At 64.1% G+C, this 24,292-nt stretch carries 23 protein-coding genes; 5 read left to right on the top strand and 18 right to left on the bottom strand.

All coding sequences use genetic code 11. The features are described from left to right. Positions 1-25 precede the first annotated feature (25 nt). The 12 genes from ACIP5Y_RS43390 to ACIP5Y_RS43335 form a co-directional block, all read right to left on the bottom strand. Positions 26-361: a hypothetical protein gene (locus ACIP5Y_RS43390; protein WP_400359320.1), complete on the bottom strand. Its 336-nt coding sequence runs from the start codon at positions 359-361 to the stop codon at positions 26-28. A gap of 47 nt (positions 362-408) precedes the next feature. Continuing rightward, on the bottom strand, positions 409-711 hold the full coding sequence (locus ACIP5Y_RS43385; RefSeq protein WP_400359318.1) for a WXG100 family type VII secretion target: 303 nt from the start codon (positions 709-711) through the stop codon (positions 409-411). Between the two features lie 91 nt (positions 712-802). Next, complete coding sequence (locus ACIP5Y_RS43380; protein ID WP_400359316.1) at positions 803-1,591, bottom strand: ESX secretion-associated protein EspG; 789 nt, start codon at positions 1,589-1,591, stop codon at positions 803-805. Then, positions 1,588-2,625, bottom strand: coding sequence for a PPE domain-containing protein (locus tag ACIP5Y_RS43375; RefSeq protein ID WP_400359314.1), 1,038 nt, complete (start codon positions 2,623-2,625; stop codon positions 1,588-1,590). The genes ACIP5Y_RS43380 and ACIP5Y_RS43375 overlap by 4 nt, the downstream gene beginning before the upstream one ends. Before the next feature lie 16 nt (positions 2,626-2,641). Continuing rightward, positions 2,642-2,956, bottom strand: a complete 315-nt coding sequence (locus ACIP5Y_RS43370) for a PE domain-containing protein (RefSeq protein WP_400359312.1) — start codon at positions 2,954-2,956, stop codon at positions 2,642-2,644. Between the two features lie 51 nt (positions 2,957-3,007). Further along, on the bottom strand, positions 3,008-4,363 hold the full coding sequence (locus ACIP5Y_RS43365) for a hypothetical protein (protein WP_400359310.1): 1,356 nt from the start codon (positions 4,361-4,363) through the stop codon (positions 3,008-3,010). Beyond that, positions 4,360-4,674, bottom strand: coding sequence for a hypothetical protein (locus ACIP5Y_RS43360; protein ID WP_400359308.1), 315 nt, complete (start codon positions 4,672-4,674; stop codon positions 4,360-4,362). Before ACIP5Y_RS43360 ends, ACIP5Y_RS43365 begins: the two co-directional genes overlap by 4 nt. A gap of 108 nt (positions 4,675-4,782) precedes the next feature. Then, complete coding sequence (locus ACIP5Y_RS43355; protein ID WP_400359307.1) at positions 4,783-5,070, bottom strand: YbaB/EbfC family nucleoid-associated protein; 288 nt, start codon at positions 5,068-5,070, stop codon at positions 4,783-4,785. Positions 5,071-5,093: 23 nt separating this feature from the next. Beyond that, positions 5,094-5,459 carry a hypothetical protein gene (locus ACIP5Y_RS43350; RefSeq protein ID WP_400359306.1) on the bottom strand — a complete coding sequence of 122 codons (366 nt, stop codon included), beginning with the start codon at positions 5,457-5,459 and terminating at the stop codon, positions 5,094-5,096. Positions 5,460-5,517: 58 nt separating this feature from the next. After that, positions 5,518-6,291: an ESX secretion-associated protein EspG gene (locus tag ACIP5Y_RS43345; protein WP_400359304.1), complete on the bottom strand. Its 774-nt coding sequence runs from the start codon at positions 6,289-6,291 to the stop codon at positions 5,518-5,520. Beyond that, a complete protein-coding gene (locus ACIP5Y_RS43340) occupies positions 6,288-8,204 on the bottom strand; it encodes a hypothetical protein (RefSeq protein ID WP_400359302.1) in 1,917 nt (638 codons plus the stop codon). The genes ACIP5Y_RS43345 and ACIP5Y_RS43340 overlap by 4 nt, the downstream gene beginning before the upstream one ends. Before the next feature lie 111 nt (positions 8,205-8,315). Next, entirely contained in the window at positions 8,316-9,101 is a 786-nt protein-coding gene (locus tag ACIP5Y_RS43335) for a hypothetical protein (RefSeq protein WP_400359301.1), read from the bottom strand. A gap of 219 nt (positions 9,102-9,320) precedes the next feature. Between ACIP5Y_RS43335 and ACIP5Y_RS43330 the strand changes: the two genes are divergently transcribed. Next, positions 9,321-10,733, top strand: coding sequence for a hypothetical protein (locus ACIP5Y_RS43330; RefSeq protein WP_400359299.1), 1,413 nt, complete (start codon positions 9,321-9,323; stop codon positions 10,731-10,733). Between the two features lie 267 nt (positions 10,734-11,000). Here ACIP5Y_RS43330 and ACIP5Y_RS43325 read toward each other — a convergent pair whose 3' ends face one another. Genes ACIP5Y_RS43325 through ACIP5Y_RS43315 form a run of 3 tightly spaced genes read right to left on the bottom strand, consistent with a single transcriptional unit; the run spans position 11,001 to position 12,690 of the window. After that, positions 11,001-11,375 carry a hypothetical protein gene (locus tag ACIP5Y_RS43325; RefSeq protein ID WP_400359297.1) on the bottom strand — a complete coding sequence of 125 codons (375 nt, stop codon included), beginning with the start codon at positions 11,373-11,375 and terminating at the stop codon, positions 11,001-11,003. Then, a complete protein-coding gene (locus tag ACIP5Y_RS43320) occupies positions 11,368-11,778 on the bottom strand; it encodes a DUF397 domain-containing protein (RefSeq protein ID WP_400359296.1) in 411 nt (136 codons plus the stop codon). The genes ACIP5Y_RS43325 and ACIP5Y_RS43320 overlap by 8 nt, the downstream gene beginning before the upstream one ends. Before the next feature lie 12 nt (positions 11,779-11,790). Beyond that, positions 11,791-12,690 (bottom strand): helix-turn-helix domain-containing protein, encoded by a 900-nt coding sequence (locus ACIP5Y_RS43315; protein WP_400359294.1) that lies wholly within the window; start codon positions 12,688-12,690, stop codon positions 11,791-11,793. A gap of 125 nt (positions 12,691-12,815) precedes the next feature. Here ACIP5Y_RS43315 and ACIP5Y_RS43310 point away from each other — a divergent pair, with 125 nt between their 5' ends. Together ACIP5Y_RS43310 and ACIP5Y_RS43305 are read left to right on the top strand one after the other, a co-directional pair. Next, positions 12,816-13,064 (top strand): hypothetical protein, encoded by a 249-nt coding sequence (locus ACIP5Y_RS43310; RefSeq protein ID WP_400359292.1) that lies wholly within the window; start codon positions 12,816-12,818, stop codon positions 13,062-13,064. Then, the gene (locus tag ACIP5Y_RS43305) at positions 13,061-13,231 is read left to right on the top strand and encodes a hypothetical protein (protein ID WP_400359290.1); all 171 of its coding nucleotides are present in this window, start codon (positions 13,061-13,063) and stop codon (positions 13,229-13,231) included. The genes ACIP5Y_RS43310 and ACIP5Y_RS43305 overlap by 4 nt, the downstream gene beginning before the upstream one ends. 82 nt (positions 13,232-13,313) lie before the next feature. On the opposite strand, the gene ACIP5Y_RS43300 is transcribed toward ACIP5Y_RS43305, so the two are convergent. The 3 genes from ACIP5Y_RS43300 to ACIP5Y_RS43290 form a co-directional block, all read right to left on the bottom strand. After that, a complete protein-coding gene (locus ACIP5Y_RS43300; RefSeq protein WP_400359289.1) occupies positions 13,314-14,084 on the bottom strand; it encodes a hypothetical protein in 771 nt (256 codons plus the stop codon). A gap of 90 nt (positions 14,085-14,174) precedes the next feature. Next, entirely contained in the window at positions 14,175-14,525 is a 351-nt protein-coding gene (locus ACIP5Y_RS43295; RefSeq protein ID WP_400359287.1) for a toxin-antitoxin system YwqK family antitoxin, read from the bottom strand. Between the two features lie 10 nt (positions 14,526-14,535). Continuing rightward, positions 14,536-21,492 carry an alpha/beta hydrolase gene (locus ACIP5Y_RS43290; RefSeq protein WP_400359285.1) on the bottom strand — a complete coding sequence of 2,319 codons (6,957 nt, stop codon included), beginning with the start codon at positions 21,490-21,492 and terminating at the stop codon, positions 14,536-14,538. A gap of 260 nt (positions 21,493-21,752) precedes the next feature. Between ACIP5Y_RS43290 and ACIP5Y_RS43285 the strand changes: the two genes are divergently transcribed. Both ACIP5Y_RS43285 and ACIP5Y_RS43280 read left to right on the top strand, forming a co-directional pair. Then, positions 21,753-22,607, top strand: coding sequence for a hypothetical protein (locus tag ACIP5Y_RS43285; RefSeq protein WP_400359283.1), 855 nt, complete (start codon positions 21,753-21,755; stop codon positions 22,605-22,607). Positions 22,608-22,712: 105 nt separating this feature from the next. Further along, complete coding sequence (locus ACIP5Y_RS43280; protein WP_400359282.1) at positions 22,713-24,248, top strand: hypothetical protein; 1,536 nt, start codon at positions 22,713-22,715, stop codon at positions 24,246-24,248. The last annotated feature ends 44 nt before the right edge of the window (positions 24,249-24,292 follow it).

Here is a 24,292-nt window from a genome sequence, read left to right as displayed (position 1 = left end):
GCTGTTGTGAGCGACACCGATGTCTCTAGCCGCCGAACTGCTGGCCGACCTTGGCGTCCGCCGAGAGGGCATTGTTCATGGCGTTCTCGACTGCGGTCGCAACAGCGTCCAGAACCGTGAGTGCCTTGTCGTGGTACGCGGTGTCCCAGGCGGACTTCGCCTGGGCAGCGGCCTGCAGCGAGCCGTTCTCCTGGCCGGTGTTCGGGTCCGTCCAAGCGGTCTTCAGGTTCTGGTACGCCTGACCGAGGTCACTGGAGGTGTCGTTCCCGGACGTACCGTCACCGGCGACAGCGACCAGGTCGCTGTGGTACTGCCGGAGGTCCGCCACGAGCTGGGTCATCCCACCCTTGTCGTAAAGCATGTGTATTCCTTTGCAAGTGTTGGAGAGTTGAAAGGGGCTGACGGCTATCAGCCGAGGTTGGTGAGGGCCTTCGTGAACAGGTCCTTGCTACCGATGTCCGTGTGCTCGAACACGTTCGTGCCCTGGCCGACCTTGTCCTGGAACTCGTCCAGCGCCTTGTTCAGCTGCTGGGCCTCGTCGTCCCACGCCTGCGCGGCCTGCAGGAACGCGGCGGCCGCCTCGCCCTGGAAGCTGCCCTTGGACGAGTCCACCCGGTCCGTGATCTTGGTCAGGATGCCCTTCACAGACGCAACCACATCAGCCATGTGAGACTGCGCCTTTACGGCGATGTCCTTATCTACTGCAACCATCGTCTGTACCTTGCCTTTTCTTCGGGATAGAGAGGCGATGCGCTGTGCATCACCGCGTCGGGTTGATCAGCTGTTGTAGGTCACCCGTGACTCACGCCAGCCACCTCCCCCCAGGCAGCGAGTCGATCAGAGCTGAGATCGACTGCGCGATACGGTGATCACTGCCCGGTGTCAGCGTGGACCAGAGCTGCTGGTCCGATGCGACCCCCGGTGCGGCCACGATGCGACCCCGTGCGGTGTCGTACACCGCGACGGCTCCGGGTGATCGGTCTGTGAGGCCATCCGCGTAGGCGTAGGCCACGATTTCGGCGTAGGCGTGGGTGGACGCGAGGGCCATGCCGTAGATGGTGGCCTCGGTGTCGGGGACGCCCAGGTTGTAGACGGTGTTCGCGTAGTCGCCGGAAGTCGTTGCGGCGTCGAGGCGTTCGGCCAGGTCGGCGGATTCGGCGCTGAAGGCGACGAGTTCGGCGGGCGGGCAGTGGCCGAGTGCGCCGAGCAGGGGGCGGGCCAGAGAGTCGCCGGAGCCGTCGGACCACAGGGTGTGGATTTCGAGGCTGTCGCCACGGCGGATGGCTACCGCGTGGTCCTCGGCGCGACGGGTTACGCAGACGCGCACGGTGCCGGTGGCGGTCTGGATGCGCATGGCCAGTTCGCGGTCGGGCTGGGCGAGCGTGAAAAGCGCTGTGGCGGTGTCGGTGTCGACATCGCCGTGCGCGTCGACGATGCGCTGGGCGCGCAGGTCGGCGCGGGCGCGCTCTTGCGCCTGCTCTAATTCCCAGTAGGTGTCCTGTTGCGGCCCGATGGATAGAACCAGCGGGAGCGTCTGGACGCCCAGGTGCCCGGCGAGCGCGATCATGCCGTCGTTGGTGAGTGTCGTCATGATGCCGCCTCTTTGGCCGCACCAGCATCCACTGTGGCAGAAGCCGTTTCGGTTCCGGTGCTGCCCGCATTGAAGGCGATGTCGACGGGGGCGCGTTGCGCGCTCGGGTCGAGGCCGCCGAGTACGGCGGGCGCGACCTGCATGCCGGAGGTGAGTCCGAGCTCGGCATCGCCGGCGGGTGCGCCCACCAGCCCGGCGCGCGGCACGTGTTCTTCGTCGCCGGACTGACCAGTGCCGCCCATTGCGGCGGGCGCCGCGGTGACGCCGCTCTGCTGGACCGTAACCGGCTGCGACACAACACGTTGCGTGGTGGTGGTCTTGTCGGTCTCGACGGCCGTGGTGCGCAACTGGGTCAACGGCATCGGCGGCAGGTTCACCGGAGCGAAGGAGAGCGTCGGCAACGAGGTCGGCATATCGACCGGGGTCTCCACCGGCGCCGCGGGTGCGGCCGCCGGTGCGGCGGGCTCGATTCCGGCGGTGACCTGCGGCGGCGCCTGGTGTTCCCAGGGCTTGGCCAGGTTTTCGGTGGCGGCCTCGTAGGTCCGCATGACCCGCGCCGCAGCGGCTTTCGCCTGATCGGCGTCGGTGTCGGTGGTGGCCAGGCCGCCCAGTAAGGGCATGCCGAAGGCGAGGCCGACGTTCTGCATCAGCTTTTGCAGGTCCTGCAGCCGCTGGACCTCGTCCACGTCGGGCATGGTCAAGCGGGCGAGTTCGTATGCGGCAGCGTGGGATTCGGCCTGCGTGGCATTCCCGGCCGCCGCGGCGGCGGATTCGCCCATCCAGTCCCGCAGCGCCTTGATGCGTTCGATGAACGGACCGCTGTGCTGGGATTCCCAGGCGCTGTCCAGGACCGAGAGAATTCGCTCGTATTCGATGGCCGCAGCCGCGAAACCCGCGCTCAATCGCGCCCAAGCGGTCCCCGCCTCGGCGGCGGGTACCGCACCGGCGCCCGACACCAGGTCGCGCGCCAGCTGCTCGGCCGGTTTGGATTCCCAGACCGTGTCGGTGAAGCCGGGTTTCGTCGGTTCCAGCATCGGAAAGGGTATCCGCTCAGACTGCGAAGCCGAGGACGCTCTGGTCCTCGACCTGCCCGAGAGTGTCGAACTGGTTGCGCAGAGTCGCTGCGAGAGTGCGCAGTTCGGTGACGCCGTCGCTGCCGGAGGAGACGAACGAGGCGGCCACCGCGGTGAGGGTCTGCGCCGCGTGCACCGACACCTCGTCGGCACCTGCCGGCGTCAGATCCAGCTTGACCTGCTCGACCTGTAGTCCGCTCGCGAGCCGGTCGGCGAGCGCGTCCAGCTGGCTCGCGGCATCGCGCGCGGTCGACGCGTCGAAGCGCAGACCGTCGAATGCGTTGGTGCTCATGCCATTCCTCCTGTTTACCCCTGGCTGTGCAGTTTCATAGTCCGAGCGATGTCAGAGTGTGAGCGCCTTGTCCGGCGGCTCGTCGATGGCTTCGATGGCCCCGACCACCGGGAGGACGACGCCCTCGATCACGCCGACCACCTCGTCGCCGTGCGCGCCGGTGACCAGGTTGGAGCGATCCGAGGTGGATTCCTCGTCGGCGGCCCCGGCCCGGCCCGCGGCGCCGCCGGCCGGCGACATGTTCGGCGAGGCGGTGGTGCGGCCGACCGCCTCGGTGGCGGTTTTGGGAGTTCCGGCGCCGGTCGGGCTGATCTCCCCGGTCGGGACGCGCGCACTGGTGAGCGTGCCCGACGGACTCGTCGTATTGGGGACGCCGCCACCGATGATGGTGCCGGGCGGCATGCCGCCGCCATCGATTTTGGTGGTGTCCGGGCTGGTGGTCTTCGTCGGGTCGGTCTTGGTGGTGTCCGGGACCGTCGTCGGCGAGTTCGTCTTGGTGGTGTTGTTCGTGGTTGTGCTGGGGTTGTTGTTGCCGCCGGTCAGGGTGCTGACCAGGTTCTGGCCGATCTGGCTGGCCGCATCCGTCCCACCGGACACCACCGACGCGCCCTTCTCGACCAGGTTGGTCGCCACCGTGGGCGCCACGCTGGCGATGGGCTGCAGGGCGGTGCCCACCATGTTCGCGAGGTCCGCGATATTGGAGGCGATGGGCGCGCCCGCGATCATGATCTTCGTTCCGGCCGCGGCGATCTCGGCGGTGCTGCCCGCCAGTTGCACGCTGGTCTTGGCGGCGATGGCCGTGCCTTCACTGATGGCATCGGTCGCGGTGGCGATCAGCCACGGGATGCCCGCGGGCGTCGCCAGCATGGCGATGCCGGCGGATACCGCCGCGACGAATTTCGCGATGACCGCGCTGATTTCGGCGTAGCCCTCGGCGACGATGGCCTCGGCGCTGAGCAGGATCCCGTGCTGCTGCGCGCCCTGCGCGGCCACCTCGCCGCTCTGCGCCTCGACCGCGTCGCTCTTGTTCTGCGCGGCGACGGCGGCATCACCGGTCCAGGTGTTCATGACCGTGCTGGTCGCCGCCTTGCTCTGCGACGCAGCAGAAGTCAGCGCGCTGACCAGCGAGGTCAGAATGCTCGCCGGATTGAAACTGCTGTTGCCCAGGCTCCCGGTGCCGAACGACTGCAGCAGGCTGACGACCGGCTGGATCAGCGCAGTCGGATCGATACTCGGCAGCGTGGGTAGCTGTATCCCCGACAGATCCGGCAGCGTCATGTTCGGCAGCTGCGGCAGTTGCGGCAACCCCAAGTTCTGCAATACATCCGGAATCGGCGTATCGAGGTATGGGCCGACCGCGCTCTTGCGAAGCTCGTCAAGAACGGTCGGAGTCGACGGAGTCGTCACAGCACCGTCGACAGGAAACTTGCGGCAGAGGTCACTTCATTGCTGCCGTAGGCGCCGACGGCCGCGTACGCGGTGGTCGCGGTATCCGCGTGCACCGCCGCGATCTCCGTCGAGGACATCAGGAAGTTGCCCTGCGCGACAGCGAATGCCGCCAGGAACTCCTGCCCGATCAGCCCGAACACCGGGACTGCCTGCGCGAGCGCGGTACCCACATCCACCGCGGCCGTCCCCGCGACCTGTGCGGCAATGCCCGCCTTCTGGGTTCCGTACGCCAAGATGGGCGCGAAATCCGCCGCCACATGATCAGCCATGAGTGTCCCTCCCACTACCTATGATCTTGCACAGACTACAAGTACGAAATACCTTGTGCCAGCTCGCAAGGTGCAAACTCTGGCGCAAAGTTTTGTAAACAATCCGGCCTAACCGGCCATCTCCTCATTGAACCGATTCACAACCTCGGCCCGCCGCTCGAACGCCCGCCGCGCCGCCTGCGCCGCGGTAGTCACCACGACCCGCTCGAACTCCGCCGGCGTCATCCGCGAAACAGCACTGCTGAACTGCAGGTCTTTGAGAGCGCCGTTCCCGTCGACCTCAGCCGTGACGGCCCCGTCCTCGGAAGTCTCCCGCCCCCTGACGGCAGCCATCTGATCGGCCAGATCCTGAAACCGGTACAGCTGCCGCCGAACCCGCTCCTGCAGCTCATCCATAGACGAGACCACAGCTCCCCCTCTCAAACCGTCCTGAGCCAACTCTGCGGCTCAGTATCGTAGTCCTGCTCCGCGACAATCTCCTGCCGAGCGACATCAGCTTCCGTGGGAAGTCCGGTCCGCGCGAGCCCAGCCGCATCCAACCCGGCCTCCTCCAACTGCTTCCGCAGCGCAAGCCCAGCCCGATTAGCAGCCTTCTGACAAAGCCGCAGCAACTCCCCAGCCAACTGCTGCGGATCCCGATGCAGCTCAGCCGCTTCAACCTTCACAGCAAGGGGAAGCCCTTGCGCGGTAGTCCGCACCCGAATAGATCCGGTGAAGTTCGCTTCAGCAACCGAGGCCCATTCCCCCTCAGCACCACCAGAACTCACCGCCCCCGCGTCGGTCATACAGAACTCCCCTCCTGCTCAAGTAGAGATACCATACGGTACCGACACCTTCCACGGATTATCCGCGTTCATCCTTGATGACCTGGATCACTGCCGCAACATAGCTGTTGAGCACCGAGATGAATCGGGCCTCGTCCACTGCGAGCGCTCGGTCGGGCGCGTCGGTAATGGCGTATCGGCCGTCTTCCTCGAGATCGCGGAAGCGAACGGTGTGGCGGGTCAGCCCACGCGGGCCGAAAACCGATCTGCCCTGGACGATCTCGATTTCGCCGGACGTCGCGAACGACTTCGCCAGGAATTCCCGCGACTTCGACACCGCGGTATCCGGCATCGCAGCGATAGCGGAACGGCCGAAGTCGTGGTCGAGATCCTGTTCGTCGGAGGCCAATTTGATGTCACCCATGCCACCCCGTTCGGCCGACGGCATCGCACGGACGATTTCATCGGCGAGCTGGATCGGATCACATTCGGTCACTGTGTATCCGCCACGATGGAAGAAACTCGTGCCGGGCAACTGCCTGATCACGTAGCCTTTCGTTCCTTTTCGGGTGGCGCGCACCCGGATCATCGCGTCTGTGCCGAACCGATTCTGCTCGTCCCACCCATAGCCGGTCAGGAACAGATCGGGATTCGCCATGGCGTCGAAGACAAGGTGGAAATCCCCACCGGTCTTCTGACTCAAGGTTTCCCGAGCCTGCGCCTGCTCGAACTCGAAATCGTCGGCGGTCCTGGTAGCCGACGTGAACATGAACGGTTTGGGCGGCGCCTGTCCGGTCCGATCCATCCACAGGGCATAGAACTCGGCCTCGGTGAACCGCCAACTCAGCGTCATTTCTCTGCCACCGGGGTGACCGCCGCCGGAGCCTCACCGATGACTTCCTCGAAATGTTCGAGGCTGGTGAGGTACTGAGGCCGCTTGTGTTCTTTACCCTGGCCCCCTTGCGAACCGGCCGCCATGGGAGAACCACCCATGCCACCGGACGTCCCGGTCGATGCAGTCGAGGACGTCGTCGCCAATCCGGCGCGAGATGCGGTGCTCGAATCCGTCTCGGTGTCCGCGGCCGTTGTCGGCGCCGCGGAACGGGGGAACAACTGACTCTTCGGTTCGGTGGTCGTGGGCCCGCCCGGGCTGCTGGGAACGCCGCCAGTAGGCAGACCGGAAGGACTCCCCGAAGGACTCCCGTTCGGAATGAGCCCCAGATTCTGCAACTGCTTCGTCAAATCATCCTGCGGCTGAGTCGTCGGATCGCCGGGGTCCTTGGTTGTCGTCGGCTGGGTAGTCTGCACAGCTTGCTGAACGGCCGAGACGATCTTTTCCGCACCCTGTTCCACAGCTGAAATACCCGCCTGCACAACCGAACTGGCCTGCGAAAGCAGCGACTGAAGCGTCTGCGACGTATCAGTGGTGGTGGGATTGGTATCCGACGGCTTCGTGTTCGTGGGTTGCGTATCGGTCGGCTGTGTGGGGCCGTCGACCTTCGGAATGTCGGGCGTGACCGGCGATCCCGGGCTGCTCGGCGAACTCGGAACTTGAGGAGTAGTCCCCGGTCCAGGTCCCGGCGCCGCGGGGTCCCCCGGTTTCACCGGTTGTACAGCGACCGCGTCTTTCGGGTCGGGAATGATGGGCACGGCTCCGCTGGAGTCTCTTACGCCATTGCCATACCACTCATCCCACGCCTGCCGCATCTCGGTCATCGCTTCATCTACAGCGCTTTGCGAAATGGGCATATCCACGACCGTGCATCCAGCCGCAACGGTCACCGTGGTCTCCGAAATGCTCTTGTACGGAAGGAAATTCTGAAGCTTCTTCAGCCAACCCTCGGCGAACGCGAAGTTGGCGCTCATCAGATCCATGGAATCGGTGAGGGATGTCACGTTCGTCAGATAGTTTTTGATACCGGTCTGAGCTTGCTTGGCGGCATCGGAAGCCCAGATCTTGTCCCCGACAGTTGTGTCGCCTTGGAAGCCGGTCAGATACTGGTCATTGGCGGTTGAGAAGGTAGCTGCCTGGCTCTTTATGTACTCACTAGCAGTTTTCCAATCCTGCGCATGGTTCGTGAGAACACTGAGAATCGTGGAATCGTGAATGTATTGCCAGTGGTTATGGAAGTCATCCCACTCATACTGGCTACCGGGCTCGGGGGAAACCTGCTTATTGTCGAGCGAAACCCCAGCTCCACCTTTGAGTTTGTTCAGCTCGGTCACCTGGTCGGTGTGCTGCAGTTTGTTGGAGTAGTCGTCCTTCGAAGTCCCCGACCACTCGTAGACGTTCCCCCCGTTGGATTGTCCCCACCCCGGAAGACTCACCGAATCGACATGCTGGCGCAGCGCGGCCAGAGGCGATACCGCCAGCCCGTTCTGCCCAGTGCCCGTATGCATACCCCCGAACCTGTTGGCTACGTTCGCGTCGAAGTTCACGGCCGACGTATGATCAGCCTCCGCGTACTCCTTGGTCGCCCCCACGAACGCCTCGCCCATACTGGTGAGAACCGCTTGGTGACTCTTTGCAACCGTGTCACCCAGGCGCTTCACCGCCTCGTTGAACTTCTTGGCGAGCATAAGGCCCGAGTCTCGCTGGTTGAACGGCTGCAGATCCTGTTCCGGCTGTACCAGAGCAAAGGCGGCGTTCACGACCGACAACATATCGGCGGCCTGCTGCGCCATCGCTTGCGCCGCACCGGAGTCGAAGTACACCCCCTTCTTGCCGTCGCTTCTGAGACCAACGAAGTCGTCGTTATCCGCCACCGGCATCCCCTCCTACATGATCTCGTCGTAGCGTAGCGACTGAGCGCCGTGATGCCCACCGCCACCAGTCAACTAACAGCCCTAGTCACCTGATACGTCAGAGATGCACGTTCAGTATTGGACCGTTTGCGGCGGATACGCATTGCCGATCGGTGGCTGCTGAATACGGCGCGAACCTCCGAAAGCCATGGCGCCCGCAGCGAAGACTACGAGTGCGCCTCCGCAGAGAGCTCCCCAGCCCACTGGCTTGTACCATGACGGCGGAGCTGCAGGTCCGAGCACATGAACTGTGACCCCGTTCGGCACAGACATGTTGCCCACCGCAGCGGTGACCGTCGCCCTCGCCGCGGCATGGTCCGCGCCGTCGCTCCGAACCGTCACCAGAATCAACCGCGTGTGCTTATCCGTACTGACCAGGTATTTTCCATCGGACTCGACCAGAGTTACGTTCGGCATCGCACGTATCTGGGCAACGATCGGACCCAAGGTCGTAGCGCTGGTCGGCGAATCGAACGTTTCTGTATCCGATTGAACGGTCAACACGAGGTCGGGAAAGACCGCACCACTGAACTGGCGATCCGCCAGTTGATTTCGTATCTCGTCAGTGGTGAAAATCGCCGGTGCGCTGCGCAACAAGCTGACACCCCCACCCACGATCAACCCTGCCCCAACCAGAACTCCGATGATCGCCCCGATCAGGCGCCAAACCCGCCGGCCCGGCCGGCCCTGTACTGGCTGCGGGAAGCCGCCGACGGGAACCTGGGTGGTCTGGCTGTACTGCGGTGGCCAGTTGGAGGGCGCCGAATGGTGCGGCTGCGGATAATCCCCCATCAACCCTGGTGGAGTCGTACCCGACACCATCGCGCTGCTGTGCTGCTCGCCCCCCGGAGTAGACATTTCCCGACCGTATCATGCCTACATCCGCTATCGCCCAGGACGATTCGTCGCACTTCCACGGTGCTCGATGGATGCGGTAATCCTCTGGGCATCCACGTATTCGAGTCAGTTCAGCAGAGTCATGTGCCGTATCGTGCCCAGCTCGAGCGCCGTCCACAGCAGCCGTGACACAGCTTTCGAAGTGCGTCCGCCGCGCCGGATCCCCTAGGGTCCAAAAGGGTGAGCACCCTGAGCCGATCCACCAGAGTCCGCATAGGCGGCGGCTTGCTATTGATTGCTGCGGCGCTACTCGTCGCCGCGTCATTTACACCGCTCGTCGCATACCGTGCACACCAGTTCCCGCACCAGGTCAGCGCTTGGCAGCTCGGTGGAGGGCCAGATCAGCAAACCGAGCTCAGTCTGGTGGGAGTCGCGTTCGCCCTTTGCGCAGCAGCATCCATGCTGGCGGGCGCCCTGATGCTCGCGATGGCTGGAAAGCAGGGCCGTGTTGTGCACTGGCTCGGCACCTTCGCAGCGGGGATGACATTCGGCGCCTCGCTCGCGGCTATATCAGGGACCGTGTCGATTCTGCGCCTGGATGACAACGGGGATCCAGACCTCGTGTACCACCCTGATACCGGATTCTGGGTCCTCGTCCTTGCCGCAGTCTTTGCATTCGCCGCGGTACTTCTGACCGTCGCCGCAGCTGTCCCGGTACCACGAGTAAGTACCGGTGCACCGGTGACCGGTGCACTCCTCATCGCTGCCGCGGCAGTAGCGATGGCAGGTTCATTCTTGGATCTGGTCGGAGACGGTGATAAGTGGGGAGTGTCGATGTGGGGGTCAACTCTGGGCATTGACATGGCGAACCAATTGGCCTGGGTCCCTTTAGTGTTGGCAGTGGCCTCCGCCGTCGTAGCCGCCATCCTGCAATTCGCTATTCGCGGTCCCCGCAGCCCGTGGGCCCGATCTTCCGGGGCTCTCGCCGGCGCTCTGATGGCGGGAGTAACTCTCACGACAGTGCTCAATTTCGTGTCGAGCCCCGACCTGTTGGGGGTTCGGTCGGAGGTCGTGCAGTACATCAGACCCGGAAGCTGGGTTCTGGCAGCAGCTTTGATGCTTTCACTCGGTGCGAGTATCGCGAGCCTCGTCTCGATGCGGAATGCGGCCGATCACAAGTCGGCCTATCCCGCCGTCCAAAGCAACCCGACCATCTCTTCGACACCGCATATGCCCTCACCCGTCGCTTCGACCCCTGTTCACCAACATCACTCCCCTGCAGTGCAGCCCGGCCTTCGCCTGGCACGCATTCACGAGGGCCTGAGCGAAGATGGACGACCTGTCATTACCCGCGCACCGTTGGATCCGAACCTGAGCACTGCGGTGTTGGCCTTCCTCGAATCCGCGCCGCTGGTACTGGCAGCCCGCAGCCTGGGGACGGACGAGTTCGAACCAGCGGACAAAGACGTGCCGTTGAGTTATCGGACCGATGGAGTCTGGGTGTGGCCCGGCGCCGTCCCGCACTATCTACACAAGCACGGCATCGCTCCCGAACCGGATCTGGTGCGGCACATCATAGATCGCGGTTTCCTCATCAACTCGATCGATGAAGCGACAACAGCGGCTGCCGTCCGGACTATCGCAGGCGCGTAGCGACCAGAATAAATGAGGTGGGCCAATGGGCTCCGAGTCAGCTGATACCCATGGCGACCCGGCACCCCGAGTATTTCCACCTGATCCGGAGGCGTCGGCACGTTTCCGTGAGTGGCTACACTACCGCCAGGCAGGCGATCTCGATGCCGGAGAGCTCGATCTCAGCGAAGTCGATCTCTCCGACGGAAACTTCTCCCGATCATGGTTCGGTGAAACATTATTCACAAATACCAAGCTCGCCGGTTGCATGTTGCATCGATCCGATGCCTACCCGCTGGTGATCACCCTCAGCGCCAGATCCTTTGCTTCGGCGGTGATCTCACCGTGCTGAAATCCGCGGTCGATGATGTGCTGCACCAATTCGGGCTCCGGCGGGAGATCGTGCTTGCGCAGGTAATGCGGCACGGATCCCGACCAGATCCACACTCCGTCGGTCCGGAAGGTCAGCGGCACATCACGTTCCGATGGTGCGAACTCATCGACATCGAAGCTTCGCGCGGCAAGCACGATCGGCGCGTGCTCGAGGTAGGAGATGATCCCCTCTCGCAACCACCAGGGCAGAGCCTCCCGCACCGCAACGGGGTGGCCACTTTCGTCTCGTCCGTCGTAGACGCGTGCCAGACGCGGTGACTCTTCATTCATTGGCCGACACTCCCCCACTCGTAGTGCCGCCGATATTAGCCGAGCCGCTCGGAGGGAGAACGAATTGCCCGTCAGCGATGCCCTTGGCGAAGGCATCCCATTCAGCGACGGTGAACAGCAGCCTGGCCTGGCTCTGATCTGCGAGGATTACGCCCCCATTCGAGCAGAGTTCGACTCTCACTCCTTGCCCGAGATCGCCCACTGCACCCGATAGAACAAGGTCGAGGAATCTCGGCCATTGGGCGTTGGAGACCGAGACTATCGGCCGGCCGAGAGCAGGGCCCGAGTACTTGCTGTCACGAATGAGGACCCGCTCCGGCCCGAAACTCATCTCGACGCATTGGCCACCATTGCTTCCGCTGTAGGTGGACTTGCGCCATGCGCGACCTGCGAACGGGGCCATACGCCGACTCCCTCATTTCCACTCGGCCGCTCGGCTCCGAATCAGTTCGGCGGATTCACTTTTCGGCAAGGCCGCCGTGCGGAGCTGGTCGGCCAGCATCTCGTACACTGCCACCCCATCGTAATCCTGCAGGTAGAGGGCACCCGTGGGGTACTCGATGTATCCGACGGTCTGGGCCTGGTCGAAGTACAGCAGGGTGAATTCGCTGACGTTTCCCGCGTGGGCGTAGGCCCTGGTCGGCAGGATTCGGAGATCGATGTGGTCGTGCTTCATGAGCTCCCAGAGATGGGTGAGCTGCTCACGCATGACGTCAGGGGTGCCGACCTGGCGATAGAGAACCACCTCCTCGATAACCGTGGTCAGCACCATTGGGTTCGTCCTATCGGCCACTCGTTGCCGCGCCAGCCGCGCGCGAACTATCTGCGGTACGTCCACCGATGCCACCAAAGGACTACCTTCGTGCAGGGCGGTCGCGTAGGCCCGCGTTTGCAGTTGCCCCGTGAAAGTCACTGTCTGGTAGATGAATTGGCTCCGCGCCAGACCCTCGAGACCGACGAAGGTCTTGAACCAGTTGGGCAGCACGTCGGAGAACGGCGCCCACCACGTCTTCTGGTCGGCCCGGCCGGCCAGGGATGCAAGCCGGTCGATCTGGGCAACATCCGCTCGGTACAGCCGGAGCAAGGTCGTGACGTCCTCCGGCTGCTGCAGATACTTGCCCGATTCCATCGCAACAATCTTCGGCTGACTGCAACCGAGCGCCTTGGCGGCCTCGCTCTGCTTGACGCGCGCCCGCTCCCGCGCGGAACGCAGCTCATGGCCGATCAGGAACCGCAGCGCAGATGGATCCGACCGTTCGCTCACCCCGTCCGCCCTTCCCAACAGTGATCGAATCATCCTGCGGATCAACATCATCCATCGAAAGCTGTTGAACTCGCTGATATATCAGCCTATTCTCATGATGTGGCCTACGCCACATCAGCGTTCTCGATCAGCATCCCAGATGCCATGCGTGACAGCCCAAACCACAAGGGGAGTCCATGTTCGAGCAGTTGAAGGTCGGCACCTGGGCCTGTGTCGACGACCAATGTCCCATCCGGCCCGTCATCCACACCCAAGACGGGGCAGTAACACTCGTCTTCGGCGCACCCGAAGCATTCGAACTCTTCGTCAGCGCCACAGCCTTGCAGAACCTGTTGCAAGTAGGCAGCAGTGCATTGGACCAGCTCATCCGGACGCCTCGAACCACCGCGCACGGTGAGACGAGTGACGAAGGCACAGAAGAATGATCGGCGACATCACCTTCATACTCGTCGGCGCAATCGCCGGCGTAACCCTCGGCTGGATTACATCCGCTATGCGCCCGGCCGGTCCCCATGCCGGCGGCAGAACAGTCACAGAAATCCGCAGCCGCATCGAGCGCGAAAGCAGCGGTCGGCACCGACTACTCGCCTGATGGAAGCGGGCGGAGCCCGTCACACCTGTGCGACACCCAGATAGCCGCAAGTATGCGATTGATGCCGACAGTGCCGATCAGATCATGCCTGTTCAGCAAGTCCGCGCAGGTCGGAAAGGTGTGGTGCGCGTTGCTCGATTGCCCGATCATCGATCACACCGAAGGTTCCGGGAGCGTTGGCGGGGAGCGAGCGAACACGACGCAATGCTTCGAGGACCGGAAGCCCAGCGGCATGGGCATCCGACAGGCGGGCTCGCCATAGCCCACCGGCAACCAAACCTGTTCCTCCAGCAGCCGTTCGAGGAAGGTACCCGGCCGCTTCGTCACTGATCGACGCCCACACGTACCCGACCACGGATCCACTAAGCGTCACGGGCAAGAATGTGACAGGCGAAGCGGTTTCATGGGCATAGTTGGATGTCGGCACAGGAGCGATCGCACTGAACCCCTCTGACCGATTATCAGGAGTGCCGCTGGGGAAGACACCGTCCTGAATCCATGGCCCCTCACCCAACGGGCGGTCGGGATTGAGGCGCAATGCTAGCTCCTGGATGGTGCGCGATTCCCCTTGAACAACACCTTCAAGGATCCCGCCGTACTGAGAATCCGGCGTCTTTCCGACCCAGTATCTGATTGCTTCAGCCGGCTTCAGACCCCGGCGATACATCTCTTCGAGCCGGTTCTGCCAGAAGATCGAGGACCTCACATTGTTGATGCCAGAGGCGAGATGAGGGAAGAATCCCGCCGCGTTCCCGTTCTGTGCCCCCCACAAGTAGCCAACCAGGTTGTCACCCAGTGTGATCGGAAAGTAGAAGACCGGGAGACGAGTCCAGGAATCATAGTTTGTAGTCATAGGTACCGCGGATTCCTCATCGATTGAGTACCTCACCGTGCTCTGGCCATCGGGCGGCTTTACCTTCGCCTATCGAATCGGAAGGCACCTTTATGCACGAGGGCGAGGCTCCGTCTGCTCGCCATCCTCACTCCAACGCCGCTGAACCTGCAGTTTTCCGTCGATACCAAAAACATCCTCAGATGCCAGCTGACCGTTGGGATGCCAAGTCCGCCAGCTACCAACTCGCCCGACGCCCCGCTTCACCTCCCCCTCACTCTTCGGTCTGCCGTCCGAGAACCACTCGCGGAACAGTCCGTCCTCGTAGCCACCCGTGTAGGTGCCGAGCCAGATGAGATTCCCGAGCCCGTCGGTCTCGACGATCTCGCCAGTGTACGGAGTGTCCTCATAGAGCTTCACTCCTCCGACGTCAGTGTCTGCGTCGTCGATATCAATCCGCATGACCATGCCCCTACTCAATTTCCTGGTTGTCCGGGTGACCCACCGCATGCGTGTTCCTGTGTGCCATATTTTGTACGCCATCCATCATGATGTTGCAATTTGCACAGAAGGGTACTGCCATAACAGGGCGCTTATCGACAGGACGAACCGACTCAGCAGTGAAGCGGTCGGATATCATTTGTTTGATTGTCGCAGTATCGCCGCTGAAGTCGACCTCTGGGTGATCGCGCATCATCTGATTGAGCACCTTGACCTCGGCGTGACGAAGCGGTTCGTCGTCTTGTGGGTATTGCTGGGTAAGAACACTACCGTCTTCATTGGTCAGTGGCTGAACCTTCCCATCGGGACCGATAAACCGGTTGGGGTCATTCTGATGCGGATAGGCGGGGTACGGACCCTCTCGGTCCAGCCAAGCCTGTCGCTGGTTCAAGACGGGATGCACTTCACGCTCCGGAATTACCGAGTTTCGTGTCGAGCCATTGACCGCTTCCCATACCTGCCCTGTGATACGGTCCACACCCACTGCGGATACACCACCGATACTGCTCTTACTAATCTTATTTTTGCCAACATTACCGGGATCGCTTATCTGCTCACGGATCTCCCACCCACGTTGCAGCGCACGTTGTTCCGTCCAGGCTTTGACGCTCAGACCGTCAATCGTTTCGATCCGCCCGTCCAGAGTCAGCGTAATCCGGTCCGTATCGGCGAGATCGAGCCTCTCAAGCATGCTTGGTCTGGTTCCGTCGACGGGTGGCCGCTGATCGTGGGTGTCACTCGAAGGCAGTGGCCCGTCATATCCTGAATTCGCAACGTCGCGATGCTCCGCGACCCGAGGCTCACCGTGATGGGAATCGTCTTTTCTGGTTGGCTCCTCACCACGTGCCCGAGCTACGTCGGGTGTGACACCGCGCTTGTCCTCCTCGCGTGTGCCAGGCGCAAAACCGTCCTTCGTGGCTTTGGTTTTCGTACCGTCCGGATGAACAAGGTCCCAATCACCGTCCGGTGGGATGCGGGGACGCCGGGTGCCTTCGGGAGTTGGCTCTGGGGTGGAGGAGAAGATCCGGCCGTGGTCGTCGGTCCAGGCGGACTTGGTGGGGGCCAGGATGTTTCGGTTGGTGGCTCGGGATAGGCGGGCGGCGGCATCGTTGGTGGCTGCGTCGCAGCCGATCAGGCGGATGGGGCGGCCGTCGTGGCCTAGGGCGGGGAGGCGGGCTGCTAGTTCTTCGGGGGTGTATTTGCGGCCGTCGATGAGGAAGTGGCCGTCTTCGGTTACGTGGGCGTCGAGGGTGAAGTAGTGGGGGTCCTCGGGGACCAGGTGGGCGAGAGTTCGCATCTCGGGGTCGTCGTGGATGGAGACGCCGGCGGGGGTTCGCTCCGCTAGATCCAGGAGAGGGTCTGGAGTGTGCGTTGGGTGGTCGTCGAGGGGGTGGGTGGGGTCGGGGTGCGACTCGGGGTCGTGGGGGTGGGACTCGTTCGGGCGCGGCTCGTTCGAGTGCGCAGCGGTGTCCTGGGTGGGGGTGTCGTGGATGGTCGGATCGTCGCCGGGGTGGGACGCGGACGGGGTGAGGTGGGGTTCGTCCGGGCGTGGGAGGAGGGTGTTGTGGTTGTCGACCAGGAAGCGGGCGAAGGCTGGGTCGTGGTCGGCGAGGAGGCGCCAGGGGGTTTGGGCCGTGGTCGGGTCCATCATGCCGAGGCGGTCCAGGAGGTTGGCGAAATCCTCCCTGAGGGAAGGGACTTCGCTGAGTCGAGCGGGGTCGGAGATGGCGCGCATCGTGTCCGCGGCGCGGGTTCTCATCTCGTCGAAGCGGGATTCGAGATGCGGGGTCATCACCTCCGGGCGGTCGTTCGGAGGTTCGACGGTCGGGGCGGACTGGCGGTCGTCCGGGTGGGATGGGGCGTGCGGCTCGCTGTTCAGGTTGAAGGGAACATCGTGCTTGCCGGGTTGGCCTGCGTGGTGCGACGCATCCGCCTCGGGGGCGTTGTGCTCGATCTCAGATTCAGGCCGAGCAGGTGAATCATGTTCGGCCGGAACATGTCCGGCGGGTTCGTGTACGTAGTCGGCGGGGACGAGGGTGCCTTTGATCAGGTACTCGACGTAGCCGTCGTCGTAGCGGGGGCCGCCGGGCTTCTCTACGACATCCGTGATGAGGAAACGGGATTCGCGCTGGAGGAGGAGTTCGTTCTCGGGGCCGGAGAGGCCTCGGTCGCCGACCCAGATGCCCTTCGTACCGGGTGGGACGTCCAGCTCCATCCGGACCCTGAGCTTGAATTCCTGGGTCGGGGTTGGGGACAAGCTGGTTGACATGTAGCCGCGTTCGCGTTGGATCGTGCCGATCAGTTCGCGGGGGTTGCGGCCGTTCAGGGGGAGGCCCTCGTGGTCGATGAAGCGGTCGAGGCTGTTGAGGCTGATGCCTCGGCAGACCTCTATGCCTTCCGGCACAGGGTGATTGGCGGCCTGGTCCAGGTTGTTCACGCGGTCTCTGAGCATGTCCATGGTCGGGTCGGTTCCGAAGAACTCGCGCATCATGGTCAGTTTGTCGGAGTTGCGCCAGAGTTCGTCGATGCGGCCGTGTGGATTGAGCTCGCTCAGTACGTTGTCGATGGCGGCCCGCAAGGGCGGATCGAGGTACGGGTCGCGCGGGTCGGGATGCTCGGCCACGAGGCGGTCCAGTACATCGACTCGGGGCGGCACCGGACTACCGTTGGTGAGACGCAGCAACTGCTGGTGGAGAGCGTGATCGTCTTGGAGCTTGGCAATGAGCCCCATGGGATCCGGAGCGCGCAGGAACTCGTTGAGCCAGGACTTCTTGCTGTACTGCTGTAGCTCACGGAGTTGATCGGTGGGCAATGCGTCCCGGATCGGGCCGAGGGTGTCTTCGCCGTAGCGACGGCCTGCATTATCGGTGTCGAAGCGATGGATCGGATCGTGGCCGGGTGATCCGCCGTCGGGTTCGGCATGCCTGGGGCGTTCGTGAGAAACAGGGTCGTGTTCCGGCACCGGATGCTGCTCTCGAGCGGGTGCGGGATGCGAATCCGGTTGACCGATACGTACTTCCGGCCGAGATGCTGCCGGGCGCTCAGGAGCACCCGACTCGATCGGTCGCTGGGGGTTTCCGTGTTCGTCGTAGACGATCGCGTGGGTGGAGCGGACATTGGTGCGATCCATCGGGAAGGGGTGGGGGCCTTCGCCGAGAGTGGGGTCGTGGAGGACGAGGCGGCCGCCGTCGTTGGTGACCGTGTAGGCGTGAGCGCCAATTCCGTTGGTGTCCGCGGGGCCGTGATATTCGTCGACCACGAGAGCGGTGGCGCCGTCACCGAGGCGGTGTAGTCGGTCGGCCAGGCCGCCGTAGGTTTCGAGGCGCTCCATGCGAGCGCCGGCCGCGTCCTCCAGTTCCCGGGCAGTCATGCCACGGTCGGTGATCGACGGGTCTTCGGGGACACGGACGTGCTCGTTGCCGGTCAGGTCGTGGACCTGCCGGAGGGCTTGGGGGCCACAGTCGTTGGTCTGCGGTCGCTGTTCCGGGGCCGGCTCGTGGGTGGGTTGGTGTTCTTCGGCCGGCTGGTGTTCGGCGATCAGGTCCTGGTAGCCGTACGGGTGTTCGCCATCGCGAATTTCGAGTTCGGGTGGGCGTAGGCGGGCCGGGTCGTTGGGTAGCGAACCCACATTGCGCTGCCAGGCATTGGGGTCGTCGTGGCCGGGGCGGTTGTATTCCGGCAGTACGTGCGGGGATTCGCCGGCGGCGATGCGGGCGAAGTTGTGTAGTGATTCGGTCGGGACGGTACGGCCGTCGCCGTCCAGGTACCGGTAGTAGCCGGTGTGGGTGGAGATATCGCTGAGAGTGCGTGCGCCACCGGGGAATTGCGCGGCAATACGGCGGGCTCCGAAGGCCTCGATAGCGGGGTCCATGCCGAGCCCCATGCCCATTTTCGGCGCTATGCGGCCTAGCTCGCCGTGCGTATTCGCGCCGATCCAGGTGACAGGATCGCGCGGCGATGAACCGACGAAGACATTGTGGGCGCCGATACCGAAGTCGGCCGCGTGTCCGACCGGGCCGGCGCCGGGCGAGCCGAGCAAGGTGATGGTCGAGACATCGCCGGATAGTCGGCCGCCCGCGCCCGCGAAACTTGTTGTGGTGGAGCCGTAGCTGTGGCCGAAAAGGTGTGTATCCGGGGCCGGAACGCCGCCAGGACGGCTGGCTGCCAGACGGCGAGTCTGGTTGAACGCGGACACATCTCGGGCGAGCAATTGCCCACCGCGCTGGGCCAGGCGCGCGTCCGTCATCTCACGGACGATCTTCGGGAAACCGCTCGGGGCGTCGTATCCGATCCATGCGATGGACGCGACCTGGCTGGGGTCATCGGCGCGGGTCGAGGTCTCCCACATGTGGTTGAACGCGTTGGCCAGGTTGCCTTCGAGGCTGCGAACCGTAGTCGTGATACCTGGAATGTGCCAGGACACCGTGGACGCCCGATCGGTGTCACCGAAGGCAACGACCGCGCGGCCCTCACCGTTGAATTCCCGGGAGTCGTAGGACAGCACCTGCACGGGTGGCTTGTCGCACTTGAAATCGTCGGCGAAGCGCCCCGCCAGATTCTCGCCCTCGTCGAGGGCTCGCACGGTGCTGTCCAGGTTCTTCCACTGCCGGAAGTTCTCCGGATCGGTGAAGCGGGTAGTCCACTTGCCGATACGCGGATTCTGCTCGCGCAGGTTGGCCATATCGCGCGTGATGGCCAGGCGATTGGCTTCGTCGCGGACGCTTGCCGGGATGCCGTCGGCATTGCCGATCTCGCGGGGATGGACTCGGACCATCGCATCCTGCTGTTCGGGCGTGAGGTCATGCCACCACTCGTGGTTCTCGGTCGCGCGATTGTGCGCGCCCGAGACCTCGGTGTCGGGGTCGTGCCGGAGATGCTCGGGAGTCGCATCGTGGCCGAGCCGATCCAGAGCGTCGCGGGCATGCGCGTGCTCGGCATCGGTGATCGGCGAATCCTTCGGCAGGACACGATGTTCCGGCAGGGAGTCCGTGGAATGCACAGGACTCGGATCGGCGGGGTGCCCGTCGTGGGAGTGCGGACCGTCTGCAGACGAATCCTTGTCGCGGCTGGGCGCCTCGTGATCCTTGTCGCGGCCAGACGCGTCGTGGTCCTTGTCGTGGCTCGACGCGTCGTGGTCCTTGCCGTCGCTGGGCGCGTCGTGGTCCTTGTCGTGGCTCGACGCGTCGTCATCGCGAGCCCGCGTCCGGCCATCACGAACGTCCGCTTGGTCGTCACGGGTACGCGACTGATCGTCGCCGCCCGGGGCGTTTCGATCGCGGGCCGAGTTCTGGCTGTCCCGGTCGGCCGAATGATCCGAAGGCCCTTCGGATTTGGGATCTCGCCCACCGACCGGATCCTCGGGCCGCCCGCCGACACGAGACAGTGGTCCGTCGTGGGTGCGATCGGTCTTGCCGGTGTCCGCCTGCACATTTGCGCGTGACGTGACCTCGGCGCCCGTAGCTTTGGCCTCCAGCGGTGTTGCGGGACTTCCCGCGTCACGCGGGACGGCAGCGCCGGCCCGCGATTCGGCGGGCGGGACACCGGCTCCGGGCGCACCACCGCGAGGTACGGCCGGGGCATCCGCACGCGGTGCCGCGGGAACCGAGCGTTGGTCCGTCACCCGTGTCTCGGGTGCGGTATGACCGGGATTCGCGTTCTGCGGAGCTGCGTTGTCCGGGGCTCGCACATCGGTCGGGGCGATGTGGGCGGGTGATTGCGCCTGCGGCATGCCCGCGACCGGACCTTGACCGGGGTCGACCCGAGCCGGTCCGTCGGATACCGACTGCGGATCGTGAGCTTGCACTTGCGAATTCGGGTCGACCTGCGGCTGATGATCGATGGAGGCGGGGTGCTGGCCGCCGATATTGCCGGTCGGCGCGCTGTCCTGCGGCTGAGCGAGTTGTTCCGTCGTGCCGGTCAAGCGGTCGGGGACGGACACTTTAGCGGGGTCGACGGTGCTGGGCTTCTCAGTGTCGACCGTGACTCCAGGCTTTCCGTCTCCGGTCGATACGTGCGGTGCACCGCCCTTGAGGGGCGAGGGAATCTCATGAGCAAGACCGGGCAATGTACCGCCGGCCATGCCGGCGGTGATGACTCGCGGATCGAAATGCCAATCGTGCGTGAAACCGCCGCTGACCGCCCAACCCCCCAGACCAGCGGTGCCGCCGGCGATCGCACCGATACCCATGTTGGTCAGTCCGCGACCCAACCGGTTTTCGATACCTTTCGCCCACGGCTCGGTGAGCTTGCCGATTGGCGCCGCAACCAGGCCGCCGACGAAACCCCCGAGCGCAGAAAGGCCCAACTGCCTGAGATCGACGTCATCGCGGCGACCGAATTCGTGTTGATACTCCTGAATGGCACCGTCCTGCAAACCGCCCATCAGACCACCGATCAGCGCGGTACGCAGCGAGTACTTGACCAAGGCCAGCGCGGTGAGTTTCACCCCCTCCTCGCCGAGTTCCTGGACGGCCTTCCTCGTTATCAGGCGCACGGCGATCTTGGCGACACCGATCAATGCGCCCTCGGCGGCCGGCGCCGTCGGCGGGAACAGCCACGCGCACGCGATATCCGCGGCAAGAGTGACCAGCGTGGTGTAGAACATGAGCTTCGTGTATTCGAGCTCGGTTCCGGTCTTGTTCGCCGAGGCCGCGGTACTCTCGAACCATTCGGCCAGCTTGTCGATCGACTGATTGCCGCTGCGCATGTCCTGCAGCTGGGCAATGATCTGATCGCCACCGTCACCGATCGGATAGGCCTGGCGTACAGCCGCTATCGCCGCGTCGATGTCGTCATTGATGGAGCGCAGATCCGTGGCCGAGGATTTCCAGTCGTCGGCCAGGTCCCACATGCGGTCTTCATTGCCGTCCGGCCATTGCATGCCGACCAGCCAGCCGAGCGCGCCCGCCGCCGGAGGTTTCCAGATCACCGTGCACCGCCTGCGACGAGAATCACTCGCGCGGCGGCGGTTTCGAACAGACACCCCCGTGACGCCACTACCGCCCCCGATATGCACTGACCTGCGTGGTTAATACTCTGCCCACCAGCACGTTTCACCGGGAACAGTTCACGATCTCGCGACACGCTGCCACAGAACCCGCCGACGATCAACTGGGCGGCTGCCGATCGTGAGCAATCGGCTATGGTCGGCGGCAGTATCGGGACAGCGGAGGAGAAGGGCGGGAAACCATGCGCGCACTCTGGTTCATCCCGCACGGCATTACCTTCACCGGGCCGGAACGGAGCTCCGGCTACCCCGGCGGATTCTCTTCGACCCTGAATCCGATCAGCAGACGTCAGGCCGCCGCCGTCGCCGCTCGCGGGCAACATCGTGCACGAGAGCTGGTTTCACTACTCGAAGGCGCCGGCTACACGGCCGAGGACGAAGGCTCGGAGACCTGGAGCAAGACGGACCTCGTGGGCGAAGGGTTCAACCGCTTCGACAAGGGATCCAACGGGCGGGTTCACTCCCTCACCATCTGGTTCTCCGCCCCGCCCGGCGAGTTCGACGAACTGATGCAGCGATTCGCCGCCCTGCCGTCGAACATCATCTTCGATTCTAGGGACGAATCCCCTCGGCACGGGCGCCGCTTTGTCATGTGGCCCAAGCAGCGGTACGGGCACAACAGCAGTATCACGCTGTCGCAGCGCAAGGATTCGTCGCAGATAAGCGCCCGGTTGAGTCTGCACAGCGACGCGTACTTCTATCGCTGGGCCAAACGGGACGCGTTCTGGCGCATCCTGATCCACGGCAACAGCGAGAATCTGGAAGAACGGCAGCAGCGTGAACAGCGGCGGCTGGGCTTCTACAACCAGCGTCCTTGGCCGGTACACGCCGCTCTGCCCGGTGGGCTGCGGAAATCCGAGGCCGAGGAACGAGTCCGCCTCTATCTCATAGGCGCGGGCGTCGATACCGATCGCATGAAGTTCGCCGGGCAGCGCGCAGCGGATGGTTGGGACATCACCATCACCGGCGGTCCGACCGCCGGACTCGACGGCCTCCACATCGGCGACGACGGCCGCATCCGATCCCGCGAACAATGAGCTAACGTCGACCCGGCCCGACACCCACCCTCCGAATGTGTAAGGTCGCGAAGGTATCCGATCGGCGCTGGACGCGAGGCCCGGTCGAGGAGGGGAGCTCGGGATATGGACAAGCCGCAGGCCGGGAATCCGGACGAGGAGTTCATGAAGTCGTTCATGGACGGCTTCGCGCAAGCCAATAGCGATCCCGACGTAGGCTTCACGCTCGTCTCGCATCCCGGAGCTGCTCCGGTTGTCGATGATCAGCAGATCATTCAGCGTGCCCGGGAGCTGAGCCATCAGATCGCCCGCGAACTCGCCGCCGCCGCGCCGGCCGGGTGGGAACGGGTGGACGCGGTCTTTGCTTGGACGGTCGCGGCCAAGACCTGGGACGTCGTGTACTCGGCCACCGATCAGGCCGTGCGCGCGCAGCCGTCGGAAGCCGTGCTCATCCTGGTTCAGGAACAGCGCGACGTGGCCGCGCAGATGAGCGAAGGCCCCTGGTGGCGGATGCGGGTCAGCCTCACCGCTGCCGGCCAGGTCGAAACCGACTACGACTACGGCGACGAGCCCTTCCCCGACGAACAGCTGTTCCCGGCCGAGGCGTACCTGGCCGATTTGAAGGAGTATCCGCGCAAGCGACTACCGGTGTGGCTGGCCGCGTATGTGAGTCATGGCGGACGACTACTGCGCTCGCCGCGTACCGCTGCCGAACAGGCGCGCGCGGATCGCGCCAAGGAGATTCGGGGACAGGCGACCACGCAGGATTTTCCCGCGCTACCGCTGTTGTGGGCGCGCTGGACGGCGCTGGCCGCGACGATGACCGCACTCGGCGAGTCGTACGGGCCGCGAATTCTGCCCTCCCTCGCCTGGTTCGAGGGGCGGAACCGTAGCGGCAGCACGCTGTATCTGATCGGCGAGCGGGCCGTCATCTCCGGCGGTGTCTGGAATGCGCCCGAACTCGACGCCGTATACAACCAGGGCGCCCGGATGCCCGAACTGTATGCGGGAGCACCGGATTGGGTTACCGACGCGGTATTGAATCCGCGTGCCGCGACCGGGCAGCTGTCCTTCTGTTACTGGTGGGAGGACGGGCAGTGGTTCCGTGGGGAATCTCCGGCAGCCTCCGCACTCGTCGAGGCTGTGCCCGGAGTGTGGACTCACGAGACGACCGCCGGCCTCATCCTGAACGTGCTGACCTCCGCCACCGGCGAACCGGTCGACGAGCGCATCGAATCGGCTGTCGCACTGCTGATTTCAGCCGCGGAAGCGGGCGTGGTGACTTACGAAACCCTCACCACCGTCTTCGATCCGGCCCGGCACGATGTCGACGCGGCGCTCAACCAATTCTCGCTGGCGGGGCTGCGGGCCTTCGTCACGGCGCCGCCGTTGAGCCGGATCGACGCGATCGAACAGATTCGGCGCTACATCCTCGGACGCGGGTCGGATACCAGCGGTTATCCGCTGGACCAGTTGACGGCCGACCGCATCGAACACGGCTGGATGGTTTACGTACCGACCCGGCCCGGCGAAATCATGATCGGTCGCGCCATCTACTACATCGCGGACGACGGTGTCGTCGAGCCCGCTTCGTCGTCGGTGCCGCCCGCGGTCTATACCGCTGGATTCACGCAGCGATTCCTCGAGCGCTCCAAGCGCTGAGCAGCATTGATATGCGTTGCCTTCCGGGCAGCTGCCCAACTACT

It is taken from the genome of Nocardia sp. NPDC088792 (genome assembly GCF_044750615.1).
GTDB lineage: Bacteria > Actinomycetota > Actinomycetes > Mycobacteriales > Mycobacteriaceae > Nocardia.
The sequence above is the reverse complement of the archived record's forward strand: the minus strand, read 5'-3'. Positions and strand labels throughout refer to the sequence as shown.

Coding starts and splice junctions, on each gene's coding strand:
- ACIP5Y_RS43390 (WP_400359320.1), bottom strand. CDS start 361: ATGCTTTACGACAAGGGTGGGATGACCCAGCTCGTGGCGGACCTCCGG.
- ACIP5Y_RS43310 (WP_400359292.1), top strand. CDS start 12,816: ATGTTCGAGCAGTTGAAGGTCGGCACCTGGGCCTGTGTCGACGACCAA.
- ACIP5Y_RS43285 (WP_400359283.1), top strand. CDS start 21,753: ATGCGCGCACTCTGGTTCATCCCGCACGGCATTACCTTCACCGGGCCG.
- ACIP5Y_RS43305 (WP_400359290.1), top strand. CDS start 13,061: ATGATCGGCGACATCACCTTCATACTCGTCGGCGCAATCGCCGGCGTA.
- ACIP5Y_RS43295 (WP_400359287.1), bottom strand. CDS start 14,525: ATGCGGATTGATATCGACGACGCAGACACTGACGTCGGAGGAGTGAAG.
- ACIP5Y_RS43370 (WP_400359312.1), bottom strand. CDS start 2,956: ATGAGCACCAACGCATTCGACGGTCTGCGCTTCGACGCGTCGACCGCG.
- ACIP5Y_RS43315 (WP_400359294.1), bottom strand. CDS start 12,690: ATGATGTTGATCCGCAGGATGATTCGATCACTGTTGGGAAGGGCGGAC.
- ACIP5Y_RS43300 (WP_400359289.1), bottom strand. CDS start 14,084: ATGACTACAAACTATGATTCCTGGACTCGTCTCCCGGTCTTCTACTTT.
- ACIP5Y_RS43360 (WP_400359308.1), bottom strand. CDS start 4,674: ATGGCTGATCATGTGGCGGCGGATTTCGCGCCCATCTTGGCGTACGGA.
- ACIP5Y_RS43335 (WP_400359301.1), bottom strand. CDS start 9,101: ATGTCTACTCCGGGGGGCGAGCAGCACAGCAGCGCGATGGTGTCGGGT.
- ACIP5Y_RS43280 (WP_400359282.1), top strand. CDS start 22,713: ATGGACAAGCCGCAGGCCGGGAATCCGGACGAGGAGTTCATGAAGTCG.
- ACIP5Y_RS43345 (WP_400359304.1), bottom strand. CDS start 6,291: ATGACGCTGAGTTGGCGGTTCACCGAGGCCGAGTTCTATGCCCTGTGG.
- ACIP5Y_RS43375 (WP_400359314.1), bottom strand. CDS start 2,625: ATGCTGGAACCGACGAAACCCGGCTTCACCGACACGGTCTGGGAATCC.
- ACIP5Y_RS43320 (WP_400359296.1), bottom strand. CDS start 11,778: ATGGCCCCGTTCGCAGGTCGCGCATGGCGCAAGTCCACCTACAGCGGA.
- ACIP5Y_RS43325 (WP_400359297.1), bottom strand. CDS start 11,375: ATGAATGAAGAGTCACCGCGTCTGGCACGCGTCTACGACGGACGAGAC.
- ACIP5Y_RS43355 (WP_400359307.1), bottom strand. CDS start 5,070: ATGGATGAGCTGCAGGAGCGGGTTCGGCGGCAGCTGTACCGGTTTCAG.
- ACIP5Y_RS43350 (WP_400359306.1), bottom strand. CDS start 5,459: ATGACCGACGCGGGGGCGGTGAGTTCTGGTGGTGCTGAGGGGGAATGG.
- ACIP5Y_RS43380 (WP_400359316.1), bottom strand. CDS start 1,591: ATGACGACACTCACCAACGACGGCATGATCGCGCTCGCCGGGCACCTG.
- ACIP5Y_RS43385 (WP_400359318.1), bottom strand. CDS start 711: ATGGTTGCAGTAGATAAGGACATCGCCGTAAAGGCGCAGTCTCACATG.